Source organism: Neobacillus oceani (assembly GCF_046237595.1).
In the GTDB taxonomy this organism is placed as follows: Bacteria; Bacillota; Bacilli; order Bacillales; family Cytobacillaceae; genus Bacillus_D; species Bacillus_D oceani.
In genome coordinates this window covers 4560064-4577160 of sequence record NZ_CP143543.1, presented here as the reverse complement: position 1 = coordinate 4577160, position 17097 = coordinate 4560064, and the positions used below count along the sequence as shown (strand labels likewise).

The window sequence follows — 17097 nt, the reverse complement described above, 5'->3', positions numbered from 1 at the left end:
CTAGTTTCCCTCCCTCTCTTAATCTCTGATACTCACAAGAATAGGTTCTTGTATATTTGTAGAATAGTTGGGTCTGTTATACAAGCTGTACAACCCGCATGAATAAATATTCAAGGTGATGGATTTGTGGAAAAACATATTATAAGGAAAGAATAAGAGGTTTCGACAATATCCACGGGATGTGGACAAGTTTTTACAAAGTGGTTGGATAACCTGTCCACAACTTATCCACAATCTGTGGACAATTAAGATGTCCACAGTGATTTATTAGAAGTGAAAACACAAATATAATATCAAAAAAAAGTAAGTGGTGCAATGGGTTTTAGTAATTATCCACAAGAACCGGATTTATCCAGGTTCAATTTATCCACAATACTAGGGTATGTGAAAAACCTGTCAATAAGCAAGGGAGAAGGCTAGAAATCTGTCGGAATTTATCCACAGGGATAAATAGGTGGCGTTTTGACGAGGTAAAGTTAGAAGAGAAAAGAGGGATGGCGAAAAAGGGCCCTTCCTTTTAGTGGCTGGAAGATGTAAGAAATCACAATCAATAGTTGACAACTTCCTGCATGCGTCTCTATAATAATTAAGACTGTCTTTACCAAGCGTAAATTTAAAGCAAGCTAGACTGTCCATATAAGCAATTCCTCAGGGAGGTGTCATACGATGAAAAGGACGTACCAGCCAAAGAAAAGGAAGCATAGCAAAGTTCACGGGTTCCGCAGCCGCATGAGCTCAGCGAACGGCCGTAAAGTACTAGCGCGCCGCCGCCAAAAAGGAAGAAAAGTATTATCAGCTTAGGCCACTGACCGTCTCAGTGGTCTTTTTTCTATTGAAAATCAAAGTCAATTTTCTTCGGGCTCACCCAAAACCACTCTAAGAATCATATATGGGCGGAATGGATTGATTGAACGCTTTTATTTCTCCTTCGCGGCCTTTCGAATAACGGATTGCCTCGAGGGAGAGGATGAAACATAGAGGTGGCAGCCATCCGGTGGCGAAGATGGAAGGTGAAGTCATGAAAAAAGATTATAGAATTAAAAAGAATAACGATTTTCAGGCAGTTTTTAAAAAAGGTCGCTCGACTGCAAACAGGCAATTCATCGTCTATGTCCTGAAAAAGGAAAACCAGCCTTCATTCCGGATCGGCTTGTCCGTGAGCAAAAAAATTGGAAACGCCGTGGTCCGAAACAGGATCAAGCGATACATTCGACAGTCTTTTTTTGAAATGAAGGAAGGGCTTGCCGATGGAAATGATTATGTCATCATTGCCAGAAAGCCTGCAGCGGACATGGATTTCTTCGAGGTCAAAAAAAGCCTCGCCCACGTCCTAAAGCTTGCAAAAGTATTAAAAAGGAACTTTCCAGTCGACAATGACGGGTAAAGAAGATATTTTTTCCCGCTTCCATAGATTTTGAAAGCACTTCCTTTAAAAAAATGATAGAATGATTCAGGTAGCATGTCCTTTTTAAAAGGACATCCAAAAATAAATTCACATACCCATCCGCTTAAGGAGGAAATTTCGGTTGAGTAAGCGAAAATTACTGTATTTAGGTTTATTTTCATTGGTTCTCCTGCTCTCAGGCTGTATGGAGGTAAATAAGCCAATTGATGCGAACAGCAAAGGTTTTTGGAACGAGTATATTGTTTATCCGCTCTCTTGGCTGATTACAGAAGGAGCGAACATTTTATGGGGGAGCTTCGGGCTTTCGATCATTGTTGTAACAATCCTGATCCGCCTTGCAATCTTGCCATTGATGATTAAACAAACAAAAAGCTCAAAAGCGATGCAGGCTCTCCAGCCGGAAATGCAGGCATTGCGTGAGAAATACAGTTCAAAAGACCAGAAGACACAACAAAAACTACAGCAGGAAACGATGGCCCTGTTCCAGAAACATGGTGTCAACCCGCTGGCCGGATGTTTGCCTATCCTGATCCAGATGCCGATCCTCATTGGTTTTTACCATGCGATTTCAAGGACAAGAGCGATTGCAGACCATAACTTCCTTTGGTTCGACCTGGGCGATAAGGATCCGTATTACATTTTGCCGATTATCGCCGGCATCACCACGTTCATTCAGCAAAAAATGATGATGGCCGGAATGGAAGGCAATCCACAGATGCAAATGATGCTTTATATGATGCCGATTATGATCCTGATTTTCGCCATCAACTTCCCGGCAGCCCTGTCATTGTACTGGGTAGTGGGGAACCTGTTCATGATTGTCCAGACATATTTCATTAAAGGGCCGGACCTGAAGAAGTCATCAGCAACCGGCGGCGCGGGGGGAGCAAAGAAGTGAAACAGATAACTGCTAGCGGGCAAACCGTAGATGAAGCAGTCCAATCAGCACTGGCTCAATTGAACACAACAAAAGACCGCACAGAAATAGAAATTGTTGATGAAGGAAAAAAAGGAATCTTCGGCCTTTTTGGATCAAGGCCGGCTGTTGTAAAAGTTACTCTTAAACCTGATCCGATTGAAGATGCAAAAAAATTCCTTTCCGAGGTCAGCGAGCAGATGGGAGCGCCCATTGAAATCGAGGCAAAGAGGGAAGGCAAGCTCGTTACTTTTGTCCTTTCCGGAGAAAAGATTGCGTTATTGATAGGGAAGAGGGGACAAACACTCAACTCCCTCCAATATTTGACTCAGCTTATTATCAATCGTTTATCGGAACAATACCTTACAGTCATCCTTGATGCAGAAAATTACCGGGACCGCCGCAATGAGACGCTGATCCAATTGGCCCAGCGCCTTGCCCAAAAAGCGGTGAAAACGGGTAAAACGGTTACACTTGAACCAATGCCTTCCTACGAACGGAAAGTCATCCATACCGCTCTTTCCGAAAATAGCAAGGTAAAGACATATTCTGACGGCACAGAGCCTCACAGGCACATCGTCATTACACCGGTACGGTACTGAATTGAATAGTAATTGAAATCCCGCCTTCAAATTCCGGAGGCGGGATTTTTTTATAAAAATTCCCACTGTTGCAAGATTTGTTTACCTAGCTTAACGGCTGCAATGTTCTTAAAGATAGGGTGAAGTGTGTTGATTGTATCTTCGCTTTATTGTTATTCACATGTGGATAAGTTAAAATAAAACATGTTCAAACGGCGCATGTGGATAAATGAGTTTTTTTGAAAGAAACAGTATGCTATTCTGTTATTTTGGGGATAATCGAAGTTTTTTTCATTGGTGGCTTCGATGCCTCAGAATTTTGAGGCGTGCCGTTACTGCCCGTTGTGAGTGGGAAAACCAATTCGGAAGATAAACTATAGATGAAATTAAAAGGAAAAGAGGTGGAAAACATGGAGTTTGATACAATTGCGGCCATTTCGACTCCAATGGGTGAAGGAGCAATCGCCATTGTCAGGCTGAGTGGGGATGAGGCGTTTAAAATTGCGGATAAACTATTCAAGAGCCCGTCCGGCAAAGTGCTTGGCAATGTTGCGTCCCATACCATCCATTACGGACATCTGATTGATCCAAAGACTGGGGAAACCGTTGAGGAAGTAATGGTCTCGGCGATGAGGGGCCCAAAAACGTTTACGAAAGAGGATGTAATTGAAATTAACTGCCATGGCGGACTTGTTTCGGTCAATCGCGTGCTTCAGCTCGTGCTGAATAATGGAGCAAGGCTGGCGGAGCCAGGAGAATTTACGAAACGTGCATTCCTGAATGGGAGGATTGACCTTTCCCAGGCGGAAGCAGTCATGGATTTGATCCGGGCAAAGACGGACCGTGCAATGAACGTGGCACTAGGCCAGATGGAGGGCCGACTTTCCCGGCTTATCAAAAAACTTAGACAGGAAATTCTGGAAACGCTCGCCCATGTGGAAGTGAACATTGATTATCCAGAATACGACGATGTTGAAGAAATGACACACAATATGTTGCTTGATAAATCAGGTTATGTACGGGATGAAATTAAAAAGCTTTTACAAACATCCCAACAGGGTAAAATATTAAGAGAGGGTCTTTCCACTGTCATTATTGGCAGGCCGAATGTCGGAAAATCGTCCCTCCTGAATAGCCTTGCACAGGAAAATAAGGCAATCGTTACAGATATCCCAGGTACTACAAGGGACGTCATCGAGGAATATGTCAATGTCCGGGGAGTCCCGCTTCGCCTCCTCGATACGGCCGGAATCAGGGAGACGGAAGACATTGTCGAGAAAATTGGGGTTGAAAGGTCACGCCAGGTACTAAAAGAAGCGGATTTGATCCTGCTTGTCCTGAACAATTCCGACAAACTAACAGATGAAGACCGGAATATTTTTAAAGCGGTAGAAGGAATGGACGCCATAATTATCGTCAACAAGACCGACTTGCCAAAAGCAATCGATATCGAGGAAGTAAAGGCTCTTGCCGGAAACAGGCGGATTGTTTCGACATCGCTCCTTGAGGACAAGGGAATCGATGAACTTGAAGAAGCGATTGCGGATTTGTTTTTTGCTGGGTCAATTGATGCGGGAGATATGACATACGTATCGAATAGCCGCCATATTGCTCTCCTGGGCCAGGCGTTACATGCGGTTGAGGAAGCAATTAACGGGGTTGAAAACGGTATTCCGATTGATATAGTTCAAATCGACTTGACTCGTTCGTGGGAGCTTTTGGGTGAGGTCATTGGCGAAAGTGTCCATGAAAGCTTGATTGACCAGCTTTTCTCCCAATTTTGCCTTGGTAAATAGTGTTTTTTCTTTTTTTTCGACGAATGTAATAAAATTCGGTTGTTGTTCATGTTTAATTGAGTTCATTGGAACTGTTTTATGTTATATGAAAAGGAGGCAGCGTAAATGCACTACGAGGCCGGAAATTATGATGTAATCGTCATCGGCGCGGGCCATGCAGGTTGTGAAGCCGGATTGGCTGCTGCCCGGATTGGCGCAAAAACGTTAATGATTACAATCAATCTAGATATGGTCGCTTTTATGCCATGCAACCCATCCATCGGAGGGCCGGCAAAAGGGATTGTAGTCAGGGAAATCGATGCCCTTGGCGGTGAAATGGGCAAAAATATCGATAAGACCTATATCCAGATGAGAATGCTGAATACAGGGAAGGGGCCGGCGGTACGCGCGCTTCGTGCCCAGGCTGATAAATTTTCCTACCAGCATGAAATGAAAAAAACGCTTGAAAGCGAAAAGAATTTGACCCTGCTTCAAGGAATGGTTGAAAAGCTTATTGTGGAAGATGGCGTTTGCAAAGGGGTGATCACCCAAACGGGTGCCATTTACCGGGCAAAAACAGTCATCATTACGACGGGGACGTTTCTGCGTGGTGAAATCATCATTGGCGACCTTAAATATTCAAGCGGGCCGAACAACCAGCAGCCTTCAATCAAACTGTCCGAGCACCTTGAGGAGCTGGGCTTTGATTTGGTCCGTTTTAAAACAGGTACGCCGCCACGGGTCCACAGTAAAACAATCGATTACTCGCTAACCGAGATTCAGCCCGGGGATGATCTCCCGCAGGCATTTTCGTATGAAACAACAAAATATATCACTGACCAGCTGCCTTGCTGGCTAACCTATACGAATGAGCATACCCATCGGATAATTGATGAAAACCTTCACCGTTCCCCGATGTTTTCCGGGATGATTAAAGGATCGGGTCCGCGTTATTGTCCATCCATTGAAGATAAAGTGGTCAGGTTCAATGACAAGCCGCGCCACCAGATTTTCCTTGAGCCAGAGGGGCGTAACACAGAAGAGGTGTATGTACAGGGGCTGTCAACGAGCCTTCCAGAGGAAGTCCAGCACAAGATTATTAAAACGATACCGGCCTTAAAAGATGCGCAAATGATGAGGGCGGGTTACGCGATTGAATACGACGCCATCGTTCCTACCCAGCTTTGGCCGACCCTTGAAACGAAAAAGGTGAAAAATCTTTATACAGCTGGCCAAATCAATGGGACTTCGGGTTATGAGGAAGCAGCCGGCCAGGGATTAATGGCGGGAATTAATGCGGCGTTGAACGCACTAGGCAAGGAAGAACTTATTTTGAGCCGTTCAGAAGCTTATATTGGCGTCATGATCGATGACCTGGTTACGAAGGGGACAAACGAGCCATACCGCCTCCTGACTTCAAGGGCTGAATACAGGCTTCTTCTCCGCCACGACAATGCCGACCTCAGGCTGACGGAAATCGGCCATCGGATTGGATTGATCCAGGATGAGCGGTTCGAGAAGTTCCAAAAGAAAAATGACGCGATTGAGACGGAAATTAAAAGGTTAAGAGCTACGATTATCAAGCCTACAGCGGAAGTCCAGGAATTGATTCGGAGCCTCGGAGGCAGCGAGCTGAAAGATGGAATCCGCGCTGCCGACTTCCTAAGAAGGACCGAAATGAATTACAGCCATATTGAATCCATCATTCCCCCGGAAATAAGCCTTGAGGATGAAATCAAGGAACAGGTAGAAATTCAAATCAAGTACGAGGGGTATATTGAGAAGTCGCTTCAGCAGGTTGACCGGCTGAAGAAGATGGAAAATAAAAAGATTCCGGAAAACATTGACTATGATGCCATCTCCGGGATTGCGAATGAAGCCCGCCAGAACCTTAAACAAGTAAGGCCTCTTTCGATTGCCCAGGCATCAAGGATTTCAGGGGTAAACCCAGCGGATATTTCCATTCTCCTCGTGTATTTGGAGCACGGCCGGGTTGCAAGGATAAAAGCAGAATAAGAGCGGAGTTGGATGAAAATTATGAACGTAGAACAATTTGCCGGGCTGCTTGGGGATAGGGGGATTTCCCTATCCTCCACCCAGCTTGGGCAGTTCGATACATATTTCAAAACATTGGTCGAATGGAATGAAAAGATGAACCTAACCGCGATTACCGACCGCGAAGAGGTTTATTTAAAGCATTTTTACGACTCCCTTTCGGCCGCATTTTATTTTGATTTTTCAGAACCCCTTTCCCTTTGCGATGTTGGCGCGGGTGCTGGGTTTCCAAGCATCCCTTTGAAAATCGCCTTTCCTTCCCTGAATATAACGATCGTTGATTCGTTAAATAAGCGCATTACCTTCCTGAACCATCTTGCAAAGGTCCTCGAATTGGACAATGTACGGTTTGTCCATGACAGGGCGGAAACATTCGGAACGAATCCGGAGCACCGGGAAAGATATGATATCGTTACGGCCAGGGCGGTTGCCAGGCTGTCAGTATTAAGTGAACTTTGTCTCCCGCTTGTAAAACAGGGCGGCCATTTTATCGCTTTAAAAGCTGCCAATGCAAAGGAAGAACTGGCAGATGCGAAGAAGGCAATAACCGTTCTTGGCGGCCGGACACATGAAACAAATACCTTCTCACTGCCGCTTGAGGACAGCGAGAGGACGATCATTGTCATCAAGAAGGAAAAACAAACTCCCAAAAAATATCCGCGGAAGCCTGGAACCCCTGCTAAATCGCCGATTGCATAGATTTTGTTTTCTTTTGAAGCATGTTTGGCGGTATTGCGAAATCACCATTCCATTCGGCAGGATTTTTTCGAACAATAGAGAATTAGTTAAGAGGGAGTATTTTAAAGGTGGTGCAGGAGATGAAGAGTTCTTTCTCACGCTTTTTTGGCCGGGGTGAAAAAGAAGAGCAAGTTGACCTTCAAAAAGAGATTGATATAGAGACAGACGATAGCAATGAAGAAATAAAGAAAATAGCGATAGATTTAATCGTCCCAAACAGGTTTCAGCCAAGGACGGTTTTTGATGATGAAAAAATAGAGGAATTGTCCCGTACCATCCATATGCATGGCATCATCCAGCCTATTGTCGTCCGCGAATTCGAAGGCGGCCGCTATGAAATCATTGCCGGTGAACGCAGATGGCGCGCAATGAAAAAACTAGGCTGGGAAGAAGTTCCTGCCATTATTAAAAATATGTCCGATACCGAAACGGCTTCCGTCGCGCTAATTGAGAATCTACAGCGCGAGGAACTCTCCCCAATCGAGGAAGCCCTTGCGTATGGAAAACTGCTTACGCTCCATAACTTGACTCAGGAAGCGCTTGCCCAGCGCCTGGGAAAAGGGCAGTCAACGGTTGCCAATAAGCTTAGGCTTCTGAAGCTTCCACAGGAGGTTCAGGATGCGCTATTGAACAAGCAAATTTCCGAAAGGCATGCCCGCGCGCTCATTCCTTTAAAAGATGGGGCGAAACAGGTTGCGGTAATGGAAGAAATTATAGCCAGAAATTTAAACGTGAAGCAAACCGAAGAAAGGGTCATCAAGCTTCTTGGGCAGCAGGAACAAAAGCCAAAGCCGAAGCGAAAGGCGTTCAGCAAAGATATGAGGATTGCCGTCAACACAATCCGCCAGTCGCTAACAATGGTTTCGGATAGCGGCATCCCCCTTGATTCAGAGGAAGAGGAATTCGAAGAGTATTACCAATTCACTATTAAAATTCCAAAGAAAAAATAATAGAGAACACAAACCGGACTTCTTTTGAGGTCCGTTTTTTTATGTAGGAACAATGGGACTCTTTTGAAAAAGGAAACATACGTTCCTGTGGAGATGGACGGTGTTTCACTTGGGCGATATAATGGTAGTGAAGGTATCATCCCTGGAAATTTGAGCGATTTTTTTCCCTTCTTAGATATTTCAGTCATTTTAGTACCCAATTCCTTTGATGGAAGGATTATTTTCATAAAAAAACCTCCATCAATGATTTTTCATGATAAAATAGAATGCATGGCTTTCTCAAAACTTTTTGGCAAAGCCAGTTATTTTTAAGCAAAAAGGTAGGTGACATCGTGGGCAAAATACTTGCAATCGCGAATCAAAAAGGAGGAGTCGGGAAAACGACCACCTCTGTCAATCTGGGCGCCTGCTTAGCATACATAGGAAAAAAAGTCTTAATGGTCGACATTGATCCCCAGGGGAATGCAACGAGCGGGATTGGAGTGGAAAAGGCCGATGTGGAGCAATGCATTTACGATGTGCTCGTCGATGATGTCGAAGCAAAAGAGGTCATCAGGCCGACATCTGTGGAAAATCTGTCCGCAATTCCCGCCACCATCCAGCTGGCCGGGGCTGAAATCGAACTGGTACCCACAATTTCCCGCGAAGTCAGGCTTAAAAGGGCCCTTGAAGAGGTAAAGGACGAGTACGATTACATTATCATCGATTGCCCTCCCTCCCTCGGTTTATTGACCATCAACGCCCTTACTGCCTCCGATGCAGTCCTGATTCCCGTGCAATGCGAATATTACGCGCTTGAAGGGCTGAGCCAGCTGCTGAATACCGTCCGGCTGGTCCAAAAGCATCTTAACCAGGACCTGAAAATAGAAGGGGTACTCCTCACCATGCTTGATGCCAGAACCAATCTTGGAATCCAGGTTATTGAAGAGGTTAAAAAATATTTTCAGGACAAAGTCTATAAGACTATTATTCCCAGGAATGTACGCTTAAGCGAGGCTCCGAGCCATGGGGAGCCAATTATCATCTATGATCCGAAATCACGAGGTGCTGAAGTTTATCTAGATCTGGCAAAGGAAGTGGTTTCTAATGGCTAAAGGACTTGGAAAAGGGCTTGATGCCTTTTTTGCCAATATGGATTTGGAATCTGAAGAATCCGTCCAGGATATCAGAATTAAAGACTTGCGTCCAAACCCTTACCAACCCCGAAAGCATTTTGAGCCCGAAGCTATCGAGGAGCTGAAAGAATCCATACAGGAACATGGAATCCTCCAGCCGCTCGTTGTCCGAAAAAGCATAAAAGGGTATGAAATCGTTGTCGGGGAGCGCCGTTACCGTGCCGCCAAATTAGCGGGGCTGGAAACAGTTCCGGCTGTGGTCCGGGATTTATCGGAACAGCAGATGATGGAACTGGCGGTCCTTGAGAATTTGCAGAGGGAAGATTTAAGCCCAATCGAAGAAGCCGCAGCTTACCAGACGCTTATGGAAAAGCTAAACCTCACACAGGAGGAAGTGGCGAAACGCCTTGGGAAGAGCCGGCCGCACGTCGCCAATCATATCCGCCTCCTCTCTCTGCCAAAACAAATTCAGGAGCTTATTTCAAAAGGCACCATCTCAATGGGACATGGAAGGGCTCTTCTTGGGCTGAGGCAAAAGGCCAAACTTTCTCTCCTTGTTGATAAAACGGTCAAGGAAAGCCTGAATGTCCGCCAGCTTGAGAAACTTATTCAGCAGCTAAATGAAAATGTTTCACGTGAAACAAAAAAGCCGGAAAAGAAAAAGGACCGTTTCATCCGGGAAAGGGAGAACCAGCTTCGTGAAAGGTTCGGGACCACGGTCCACATTAAACAAACAAAGAACAAGGGCAAGATTGAAATCGAGTTCTTTTCAAAAGAAGATTTGGAAAGGCTTCTGGATCTTTTGGAACCCGAATCAAACGACTAGGCCATCACTTGATGGTTTCTTTTTTTAGGAAGCAAGTTTTTAACAGATAGGGGAAAAAGATATGTTTTTATGGGGAACACTGGTTAATGGGCTGTTGATCATCCTAGGCACATTGCTTGGCAAACTTCTCCATCGCATACCTGAAGGAATGAAATCGACCGTCATGCACGGAATTGGCCTTTCGGTGATGGTACTTGGTTTGCAAATGGGCCTTAAAAGCCAAAACTTCCTTATCGTCATTTTGAGCCTTGTTCTTGGAGGGGTGCTTGGCGAGGCTTGGGACCTGGATGGCAAGCTGAACCGGCTCGGCCTTTGGCTTGAACGGAAAATCGGCTCAAACGGAAAGGGAAGCATCTCCCAGGGGTTCGTAACCGCGACACTCATTTTTGTGATCGGGGCAATGGCTATCATCGGTGCCCTGGACAGCGGAATACGCGGTGATCACGATGTTCTCTATACTAAAGCGATTATTGACGGTTTTACTTCGCTTATCCTGACAACGACCCTTGGCATTGGGGTTATATTCTCCGCCGTTCCGGTCATGTTGTATCAGGGGACGATCGCTTTGTTCGCGACCCAGATAGACAGGATAGTCCCGGCTGCATTAATGGATCAATTCATTATGGAAATGACGGCCACCGGCGGGGTAATGATTTTTGCCATCGGCCTGAATCTGGCCGGCATAACGAAAATTAAGGTTGCAAACCTCCTCCCAGGCATACTTGTTACGGCATTGGCAGTTGGATGCCTCTATTTTTACCATCAGCTTACATAGGGAAACAAAAAACAGGAGAAGGCTCGCGCTCTTTTCCTGTTTTTAGGTTGTTTGTTCGTTTATTGCTGCTCCCGGCTCCCTGTTCCAACGAATTTCCGACCAGCCAAGCTGGTTGTATTGGTATTTGGAGGCTAAATGGATTCCATTCGCAATCGTTTTAGCCATTTTAACAACGAGGCTGAGCCTCGTATTTTGCAAAACGAAAAACTCCATGAAACCGCTCACATTGACGATTCCTGTAATGTGCATATCCCCAACTTCAGGCAGTTCCTTGTTTACTCCGGCCCCTGGTTTGACAGGGCCATCGCAAACCTGTATGATTCCTACACTTTTAAAACGCCCAAGACAAGCATCAATTGCAAGAATGAATGGATGAAAATGCTTTTCCGTTATTTCCTTTAGTTTTTCTTCTAAATTCACTGCATGAATCGGGTCATCCAATGTTCCATAAATATGGAAAGACGGCAATCTCTTTTCCTCAAGGAAGCTACCAACGAGAGGTCCTAATGAATCCCCTGTCGACCGGTCAGTCCCAATGCAGACCACTACAATTGGCCGGCTTGTTAACAGGGGCAAATGTGAAATGAGTTCACCTGCAAGCTTTGCTTCAGCTTTGGCGTCCTCATGGTGAATCCGGCTGTTCTGCACCCTGTCAAATAAGCCTGATTTAAATGTCATAAAGCCCACTCCTTCATGGAAAGCATACACGCATTCGTTTCTATTGCTATCTGGTAAACGTCCGGGGCAGGAAATGAAAATATAGGTGGGGTAAAACCTTTTCCCGGTGCGGAGATAAAGAATAGTATCAGTATACGAATATATTTCGTACTCTATACATACCTGTAAAATGTTTTTGCTAAACAGGGTAGAAAGAAGGATGAATCCCGAGTTTTAGGGAGTAATGGACTAGAAAAATAAGGGATTTGACCGGGAAAAGTTGAAAAAATTCCGGCTTCTAACTAGAATGATAATGATTGATTGATTGGCGGTGGAAAAGTGGATTCATTTAACAGAGTAATGAACAAGATACATAACAGATTCCTTGATGAAGACAAATGGGTCGCGATCGGAGAAGGAGCGATAAAAATCCTTCTTATTCTGATAGTCTCAGGGATCCTGATCAAAATAGGAAAGGCAGCTATCCATAAAGCATTTGATTTAAGACTTAAAATGCCGCTAAGGGTAACGGAACGGCGCGAGGCAACCCTTGTAAAGCTGCTTGATAACATTCTTTCGTATGCCATCTATTTCATTGCGTTTGTGATGATTCTTACCGAGCTGACGATTGATGTAAAGGCCATGCTCGCTGGGGCTGGAATTGTTGGCCTGGCAGTGGGATTTGGCGCGCAAAACCTCGTTAGGGACGTCATTACCGGATTCTTCATTATTTTTGAGGACCAATTCTCGGTTGGCGACCATATTAGGATAGATACGTTTGAAGGAACTGTGGAGTCGATTGGCCTCCGGACGACGAAAATTAAGAGCTGGACAGGGGAAGTGCATATTCTGCCCAACGGAAGCATTACACAAGTGACCAATTACTCCTTAAATAACAGCATGGCCGTGGTGGATATCGGAATTGCATACGAAGAGGACATTGAAAAAGCCGAAAAGATTATCCTGGAAATTATAGCGAAGTTGGCGAACGTGCATGAGGATATGGTGAAACCGCCTGAACTTGTAGGGGTGCAAAACTTTAGCCCTACAGAGGTAACCTTAAGGGTTGTGGCGGAAACAAAGCCAATGAAACACTTTGCGGTTGCAAGAATGATCCGTAAAGAAATCAAGCGTGGATTGGACCAGCACGGGATCGATATTCCTTTCCCAAGAATGGTCATGTATTCACGCGAGAATAAAGGCGGCCAAGCCGCTGACAGGGGGGAAAGCTGATGGAACAAAAAGAATTCGGCCTGAATGATATAGTGGAAATGAAAAAGCCTCATCCATGCGGTGTGAATCGCTGGAAAATCATTCGCCTTGGGATGGACATCAGGATCAAATGCGAAGGCTGCTCCCATAGCGTTCTCATACCGCGGAAAGAATTTTCAAGAAAAATGAAAAAGATCCTTGTGAAGCATGAAGATTAATTTCATGCTTCTTTTTTTTGTAAAAATGTATTAACCTTGTATTTAAAAACATGTAGAGGCGCTTGCGGGGGTGTGGAGTTGCAAACAATCGTGAAATCAGCGTGCCCGCTGAATTGCTGGGACAACTGTGGTTTTCAGGTAACAATGGAAAAGGGGAAGATTATTCAAATAGATGGCGACCCTGACCATCCGATTACAAAAGGAAAAATATGTGGCAGAGGCCGATCCTTAATCAAGAGAATTGAATCGGATGACAGGCTGCTTCATCCTCTGAAAAAAACAAATGGTGAATTTGTTCAGATATCATGGGAACAGGCACTAGATGAAATTGCTTCAAAGATGGCGCATATTAAGGAAACATATGGCACAACAGCAGTTCTCCACAGCCATGATTATGCGAACAGCGGGCTCTTGAAAAACCTTGACCAGCGTTTTTTTAATGCTTTCGGCGGGGTGACGGAACTGGTTGGTTCGCTTTGCTGGGGATCAGGCATAGAGGCGCAAATGTGGGATTTTGGCGACGCGCTCAGCCATGCGCCGGGCGATTTATTTAATAGCAGGCATATCGTTGTGTGGGGAAGGAATGCATCGAGGACGAATCTGCATTTCTACCAAAGCCTCCTTGAAGCAAAGAAAAAGGGAATTCACATCCTTGTGATCGATCCAATATATAATGCCACCGCGAAATTGGCAGATGACTATATCTCAATCAAGCCAGGCATGGACGGCCTGCTTGCTGCGGGCATTTTAAAGGAATTGCTCAGGGGTGGAAAGGAAGACCGCGCCTTCATTGACCAATTCACCGAAGGCTTTGGTGATGTCGAGGCCCTTCTTGATACGATAACGATAGAGGAAATTAGCGAAAAAACAGAAGTTCCAAAAGAGACGATTACGCGGCTGTCGGCCATTTATGCCGATCGGCCTGTGTCAACATATATTGGCCTCGGCATGCAGCGTTACCGGAATGGCGGCAATACAATCAGGTTTATTGATTCGCTCGTTGCAGCCAGTGGGAATATTGGCATTCCTGGCGGTGGAGCCAATTATGCAAATCTTCAGGTTGGAAAGAGCTTTCAGGCTGGCAGGCTTTCATTGAATGAGCGGAAAAAGGAATTTCGCCAATTCCCAATCATGAGGCAGGCTGAAATGATTCTGTCCGAAAAAAATCCTGAAATTAAGATGGCCATTGTCACATGCGGCAATCCTGCAACCCAGGTTCCGGACTCCAATATCGTCGAGGAGGCTTTTTCAAAGGTTGAAACGGTTGTCGTAATTGACCAGTTCATGACTGACACAGCTATGCTTGCTGATTATGTTCTGCCTACTACGGCCGTTTTTGAAGAAGAAGACCTTTATTATGCTTCCATGTTCCATCATTATGTTAACTATGCGCCTAAACTGATGGATCCACCCGGAGAGGCAAAACCGGATTTATGGATATGGACTGAGCTGGCAAACCGCCTTGGCTTTGGCGATGATTTTGCCTATACACCCGGACAATGGCTGGAAAAGTTCCTGGAGCCTTTGAATAAAGATGGACTGACTCTTGCATTTTTAAAGGAACACCATACATTCGAACTGCCGGTTGTTAAGGTTCCATGGGCGGATGGAAGATTTAACACACCTTCTGGAAAATATGAATTCACTTCAAACCTCGCAAGACAAAAGGGAATGGACGGAAAGCTCCAGCTATCATTGCCAAATGAAACGAAATGGACAAAGCCTGAATTAGCGGCCAAATTCCCATATTCGCTTTTGACAATCCACCCGCTAAGGTCGAACCATTCGCAGCATTATCATATCTTGCCGAAAGAACCGCGTGTTGTTATAGAAATCGCGGCAGACATCGCGAATAGGCATGGACTTTTGGATGGTGATAAGGCAAAGGTATGGAATGAGCGGGGAGAGGTAACCGGAATAGTTTCCATTTTGCCAAAAGCACATCCGGGAACAATTAATATCGATGAAGGCATTTGGAAGAAGTTTGGCGGCTCTGTCAATAGCCTTACATCAAGCCTTCCTTCCGATAATGGGCTGGGCAGCACGTTGTATGACTGCTTAGTAGCAATAAAAAAGATTGAGGACATCTAAACTGCCGGTTCTTCCGGCAGTTTTTATTGGGAAGCCAAATGAAAGCCAACCTTGTGTTTTTAATTAGGAATGCCTATAATTGTGTAGGGCTTTTAAATACAATTTCAATGCTAAATTTTCCAATAGATTATGTTTATATTAGAGGAGTGACCGAACTATGGCGTTAACAGCAGGTATTGTAGGCCTTCCAAACGTTGGGAAGTCCACGCTTTTTAATGCAATAACCCAAGCGGGTGCCGAATCAGCCAATTACCCGTTTTGTACAATCGACCCGAATGTCGGAATTGTCGAAGTGCCGGACCATCGCTTGAACAAGCTTACAGAACTCGTCCAGCCAAAAAAAACTGTGCCTACAACCTTTGAATTCACCGATATCGCCGGGATTGTTAAAGGTGCCAGCAAAGGGGAAGGCCTTGGAAACAAGTTTCTATCCCATATTCGTGAAGTTGATGCGATTTGCCAGGTGGTTAGATGTTTTGCGGATGACAATATTACCCATGTAGCCGGTAAGGTCGATCCGATTTCAGATATTGAAACAATTAATCTTGAGCTGATTCTTGCTGATATGGAGTCGGTGGAAAAGCGGATTGGCCGTGTTGAAAAGCTGGCAAAGCAAAAGGATAAGGATGCTTCAGCTGAATTTGAAGTACTGTCCATGCTCCGTGAAGCGTTTGAAGCTGAAAAACCTGCGAGGGCAGTTGAATTTACAGAAGATCAATTGAAAATTGCAAAACAGCTTCACCTTTTGACAATCAAGCCAGTATTGTATGTAGCGAACGTTGGCGAGGAAGATGTGGCCGATCCTTCTTCGAATGAATATGTCCAGCGTGTCCGGGAGTTTGCAGCAAATGAAAATGCAGAAGTCATTGTGATTTGTGCAAAAATTGAGTCAGAAATTGCCGAGCTAGAAGGGGAAGAGAAGGAAATGTTCCTCTCAGAGCTAGGGATTGAAGAATCCGGCCTTGATCAGCTGATCCGGAAGGCGTACAGCCTCCTTGGGCTTGCCACTTATTTTACCGCGGGCGTCCAGGAAGTCCGCGCCTGGACTTTCAGGAGAGGGATGAAGGCACCGCAATGCGCCGGAATCATCCATTCCGATTTTGAAAGAGGGTTCATCCGGGCTGAAACGGTCCATTATGATGACCTGCTAGCGAATGGTTCGATGAATGCCGCAAAAGAGGCAGGAAAAGTCCGTTTGGAAGGAAAAGAATATGAAGTGAAGGATGGCGACATCATTCATTTCCGTTTCAATGTTTAAAAACGAAAAACACTTGAAGGTGTGCGGCGGGAATTCCTGACTGCCGCCTTCTTTTTTGCGTTTCATTCAAGCGTGAGTTGCGCATTGGGCGTTTCTATGGTATACTTTTACCTTGTGAGTAATTGATAAATTGCTCCTTGCCCACTATGGGCCGCTTAGACCAAAAGGAGGTGACTGTGATGAGAAAGTACGAAGTTATGTACATCATCCGCCCAAACATTGAAGATGAGGCCAAGAAAGCGCTTGTTGAGCGTTTCAACACTATTCTGGCTGACAATGGTGCGGAAGTGGCTGAAGCCAAGGATTGGGGTAAACGCCGTCTAGCTTACGAAATCAATGATTTCCGCGACGGATACTACCAAATCCTAAAGGTGAATGCTGAGCCAGCGGCGGTAGAAGAATTCTCCCGTCTTGCGAAGATCAGCGAAGATATCATTCGCCACATCGTAATTAAAGAAGAAGAATAATCCTTACAGATAAATCGTTCCGGGAGAAATGTTCCACGTGGAACATCGACTGGACAAG

At 45.1% G+C, this 17097-nt stretch carries 18 protein-coding genes; 17 read left to right on the top strand and 1 reads right to left on the bottom strand.

Translation table 11 applies throughout. From position 1 onward, the window contains the following. The first annotated feature begins 666 nt into the window (after nt 1–666). The 12 genes from rpmH to V1499_RS22880 all read left to right on the top strand — a co-directional run bounded on the left by rpmH (nt 667) and on the right by V1499_RS22880 (nt 11136). Nucleotides 667–801: a 50S ribosomal protein L34 gene (rpmH, locus tag V1499_RS22935; protein ID WP_115450926.1), complete on the top strand. Its 135-nt coding sequence runs from the start codon at nt 667–669 to the stop codon at nt 799–801. 217 nt (nt 802–1018) lie between these two features. Further along, on the top strand, nt 1019–1384 hold the full coding sequence (rnpA, locus tag V1499_RS22930) for a ribonuclease P protein component (protein WP_409276369.1): 366 nt from the start codon (nt 1019–1021) through the stop codon (nt 1382–1384). Nucleotides 1385–1526: 142 nt separating this feature from the next. Continuing rightward, nucleotides 1527–2303 (top strand): YidC family membrane integrase SpoIIIJ, encoded by a 777-nt coding sequence (gene spoIIIJ / locus V1499_RS22925; RefSeq protein ID WP_316572308.1) that lies wholly within the window; start codon nt 1527–1529, stop codon nt 2301–2303. Further along, nucleotides 2300–2923 (top strand): RNA-binding cell elongation regulator Jag/EloR, encoded by a 624-nt coding sequence (gene jag, locus V1499_RS22920; protein ID WP_409272877.1) that lies wholly within the window; start codon nt 2300–2302, stop codon nt 2921–2923. The genes spoIIIJ and jag overlap by 4 nt, the downstream gene beginning before the upstream one ends. Before the next feature lie 389 nt (nt 2924–3312). Continuing rightward, a complete protein-coding gene (mnmE, locus tag V1499_RS22915) occupies nt 3313–4698 on the top strand; it encodes a tRNA uridine-5-carboxymethylaminomethyl(34) synthesis GTPase MnmE (RefSeq protein ID WP_409272875.1) in 1386 nt (461 codons plus the stop codon). Nucleotides 4699–4803: 105 nt separating this feature from the next. Continuing rightward, the gene (gene mnmG, locus V1499_RS22910) at nt 4804–6693 is read left to right on the top strand and encodes a tRNA uridine-5-carboxymethylaminomethyl(34) synthesis enzyme MnmG (protein ID WP_409272873.1); all 1890 of its coding nucleotides are present in this window, start codon (nt 4804–4806) and stop codon (nt 6691–6693) included. 21 nt (nt 6694–6714) lie between these two features. Further along, nucleotides 6715–7431, top strand: a complete 717-nt coding sequence (gene rsmG, locus V1499_RS22905) for a 16S rRNA (guanine(527)-N(7))-methyltransferase RsmG (protein ID WP_409272871.1) — start codon at nt 6715–6717, stop codon at nt 7429–7431. A gap of 119 nt (nt 7432–7550) precedes the next feature. After that, nucleotides 7551–8420 carry a nucleoid occlusion protein gene (noc, locus tag V1499_RS22900; RefSeq protein ID WP_316572303.1) on the top strand — a complete coding sequence of 290 codons (870 nt, stop codon included), beginning with the start codon at nt 7551–7553 and terminating at the stop codon, nt 8418–8420. A gap of 63 nt (nt 8421–8483) precedes the next feature. Continuing rightward, the gene (locus tag V1499_RS22895; protein WP_409272868.1) at nt 8484–8732 is read left to right on the top strand and encodes a hypothetical protein; all 249 of its coding nucleotides are present in this window, start codon (nt 8484–8486) and stop codon (nt 8730–8732) included. Between the two features lie 20 nt (nt 8733–8752). Then, complete coding sequence (locus tag V1499_RS22890) at nt 8753–9514, top strand: AAA family ATPase (RefSeq protein WP_316572302.1); 762 nt, start codon at nt 8753–8755, stop codon at nt 9512–9514. After that, a complete protein-coding gene (locus tag V1499_RS22885) occupies nt 9507–10361 on the top strand; it encodes a ParB/RepB/Spo0J family partition protein (RefSeq protein ID WP_409272867.1) in 855 nt (284 codons plus the stop codon). The genes V1499_RS22890 and V1499_RS22885 overlap by 8 nt, the downstream gene beginning before the upstream one ends. A 61-nt stretch (nt 10362–10422) precedes the next feature. Beyond that, nucleotides 10423–11136: a DUF554 domain-containing protein gene (locus tag V1499_RS22880; protein WP_409272865.1), complete on the top strand. Its 714-nt coding sequence runs from the start codon at nt 10423–10425 to the stop codon at nt 11134–11136. A 42-nt stretch (nt 11137–11178) separates the two neighbouring features. Here the strand turns inward: V1499_RS22880 and yyaC are convergent, their stop codons facing one another. Next, nucleotides 11179–11814 carry a spore protease YyaC gene (gene yyaC / locus V1499_RS22875; protein WP_409272863.1) on the bottom strand — a complete coding sequence of 212 codons (636 nt, stop codon included), beginning with the start codon at nt 11812–11814 and terminating at the stop codon, nt 11179–11181. Between the two features lie 318 nt (nt 11815–12132). On the opposite strand from yyaC, the gene V1499_RS22870 reads away from it, so the two are divergent. The 5 genes from V1499_RS22870 to rpsF all read left to right on the top strand — a co-directional run bounded on the left by V1499_RS22870 (nt 12133) and on the right by rpsF (nt 17039). Further along, a complete protein-coding gene (locus V1499_RS22870) occupies nt 12133–13026 on the top strand; it encodes a mechanosensitive ion channel family protein (RefSeq protein WP_409272861.1) in 894 nt (297 codons plus the stop codon). Then, nucleotides 13026–13223, top strand: coding sequence for a DUF951 domain-containing protein (locus tag V1499_RS22865; protein WP_409272859.1), 198 nt, complete (start codon nt 13026–13028; stop codon nt 13221–13223). Before V1499_RS22870 ends, V1499_RS22865 begins: the two co-directional genes overlap by 1 nt. Before the next feature lie 78 nt (nt 13224–13301). Further along, entirely contained in the window at nt 13302–15314 is a 2013-nt protein-coding gene (locus V1499_RS22860) for a molybdopterin-dependent oxidoreductase (RefSeq protein WP_409272858.1), read from the top strand. Nucleotides 15315–15471: 157 nt separating this feature from the next. Next, on the top strand, nt 15472–16572 hold the full coding sequence (ychF, locus tag V1499_RS22855) for a redox-regulated ATPase YchF (RefSeq protein WP_316572295.1): 1101 nt from the start codon (nt 15472–15474) through the stop codon (nt 16570–16572). A 179-nt stretch (nt 16573–16751) separates the two neighbouring features. Continuing rightward, on the top strand, nt 16752–17039 hold the full coding sequence (gene rpsF, locus V1499_RS22850; protein WP_066205283.1) for a 30S ribosomal protein S6: 288 nt from the start codon (nt 16752–16754) through the stop codon (nt 17037–17039). The last annotated feature ends 58 nt before the right edge of the window (nt 17040–17097 follow it).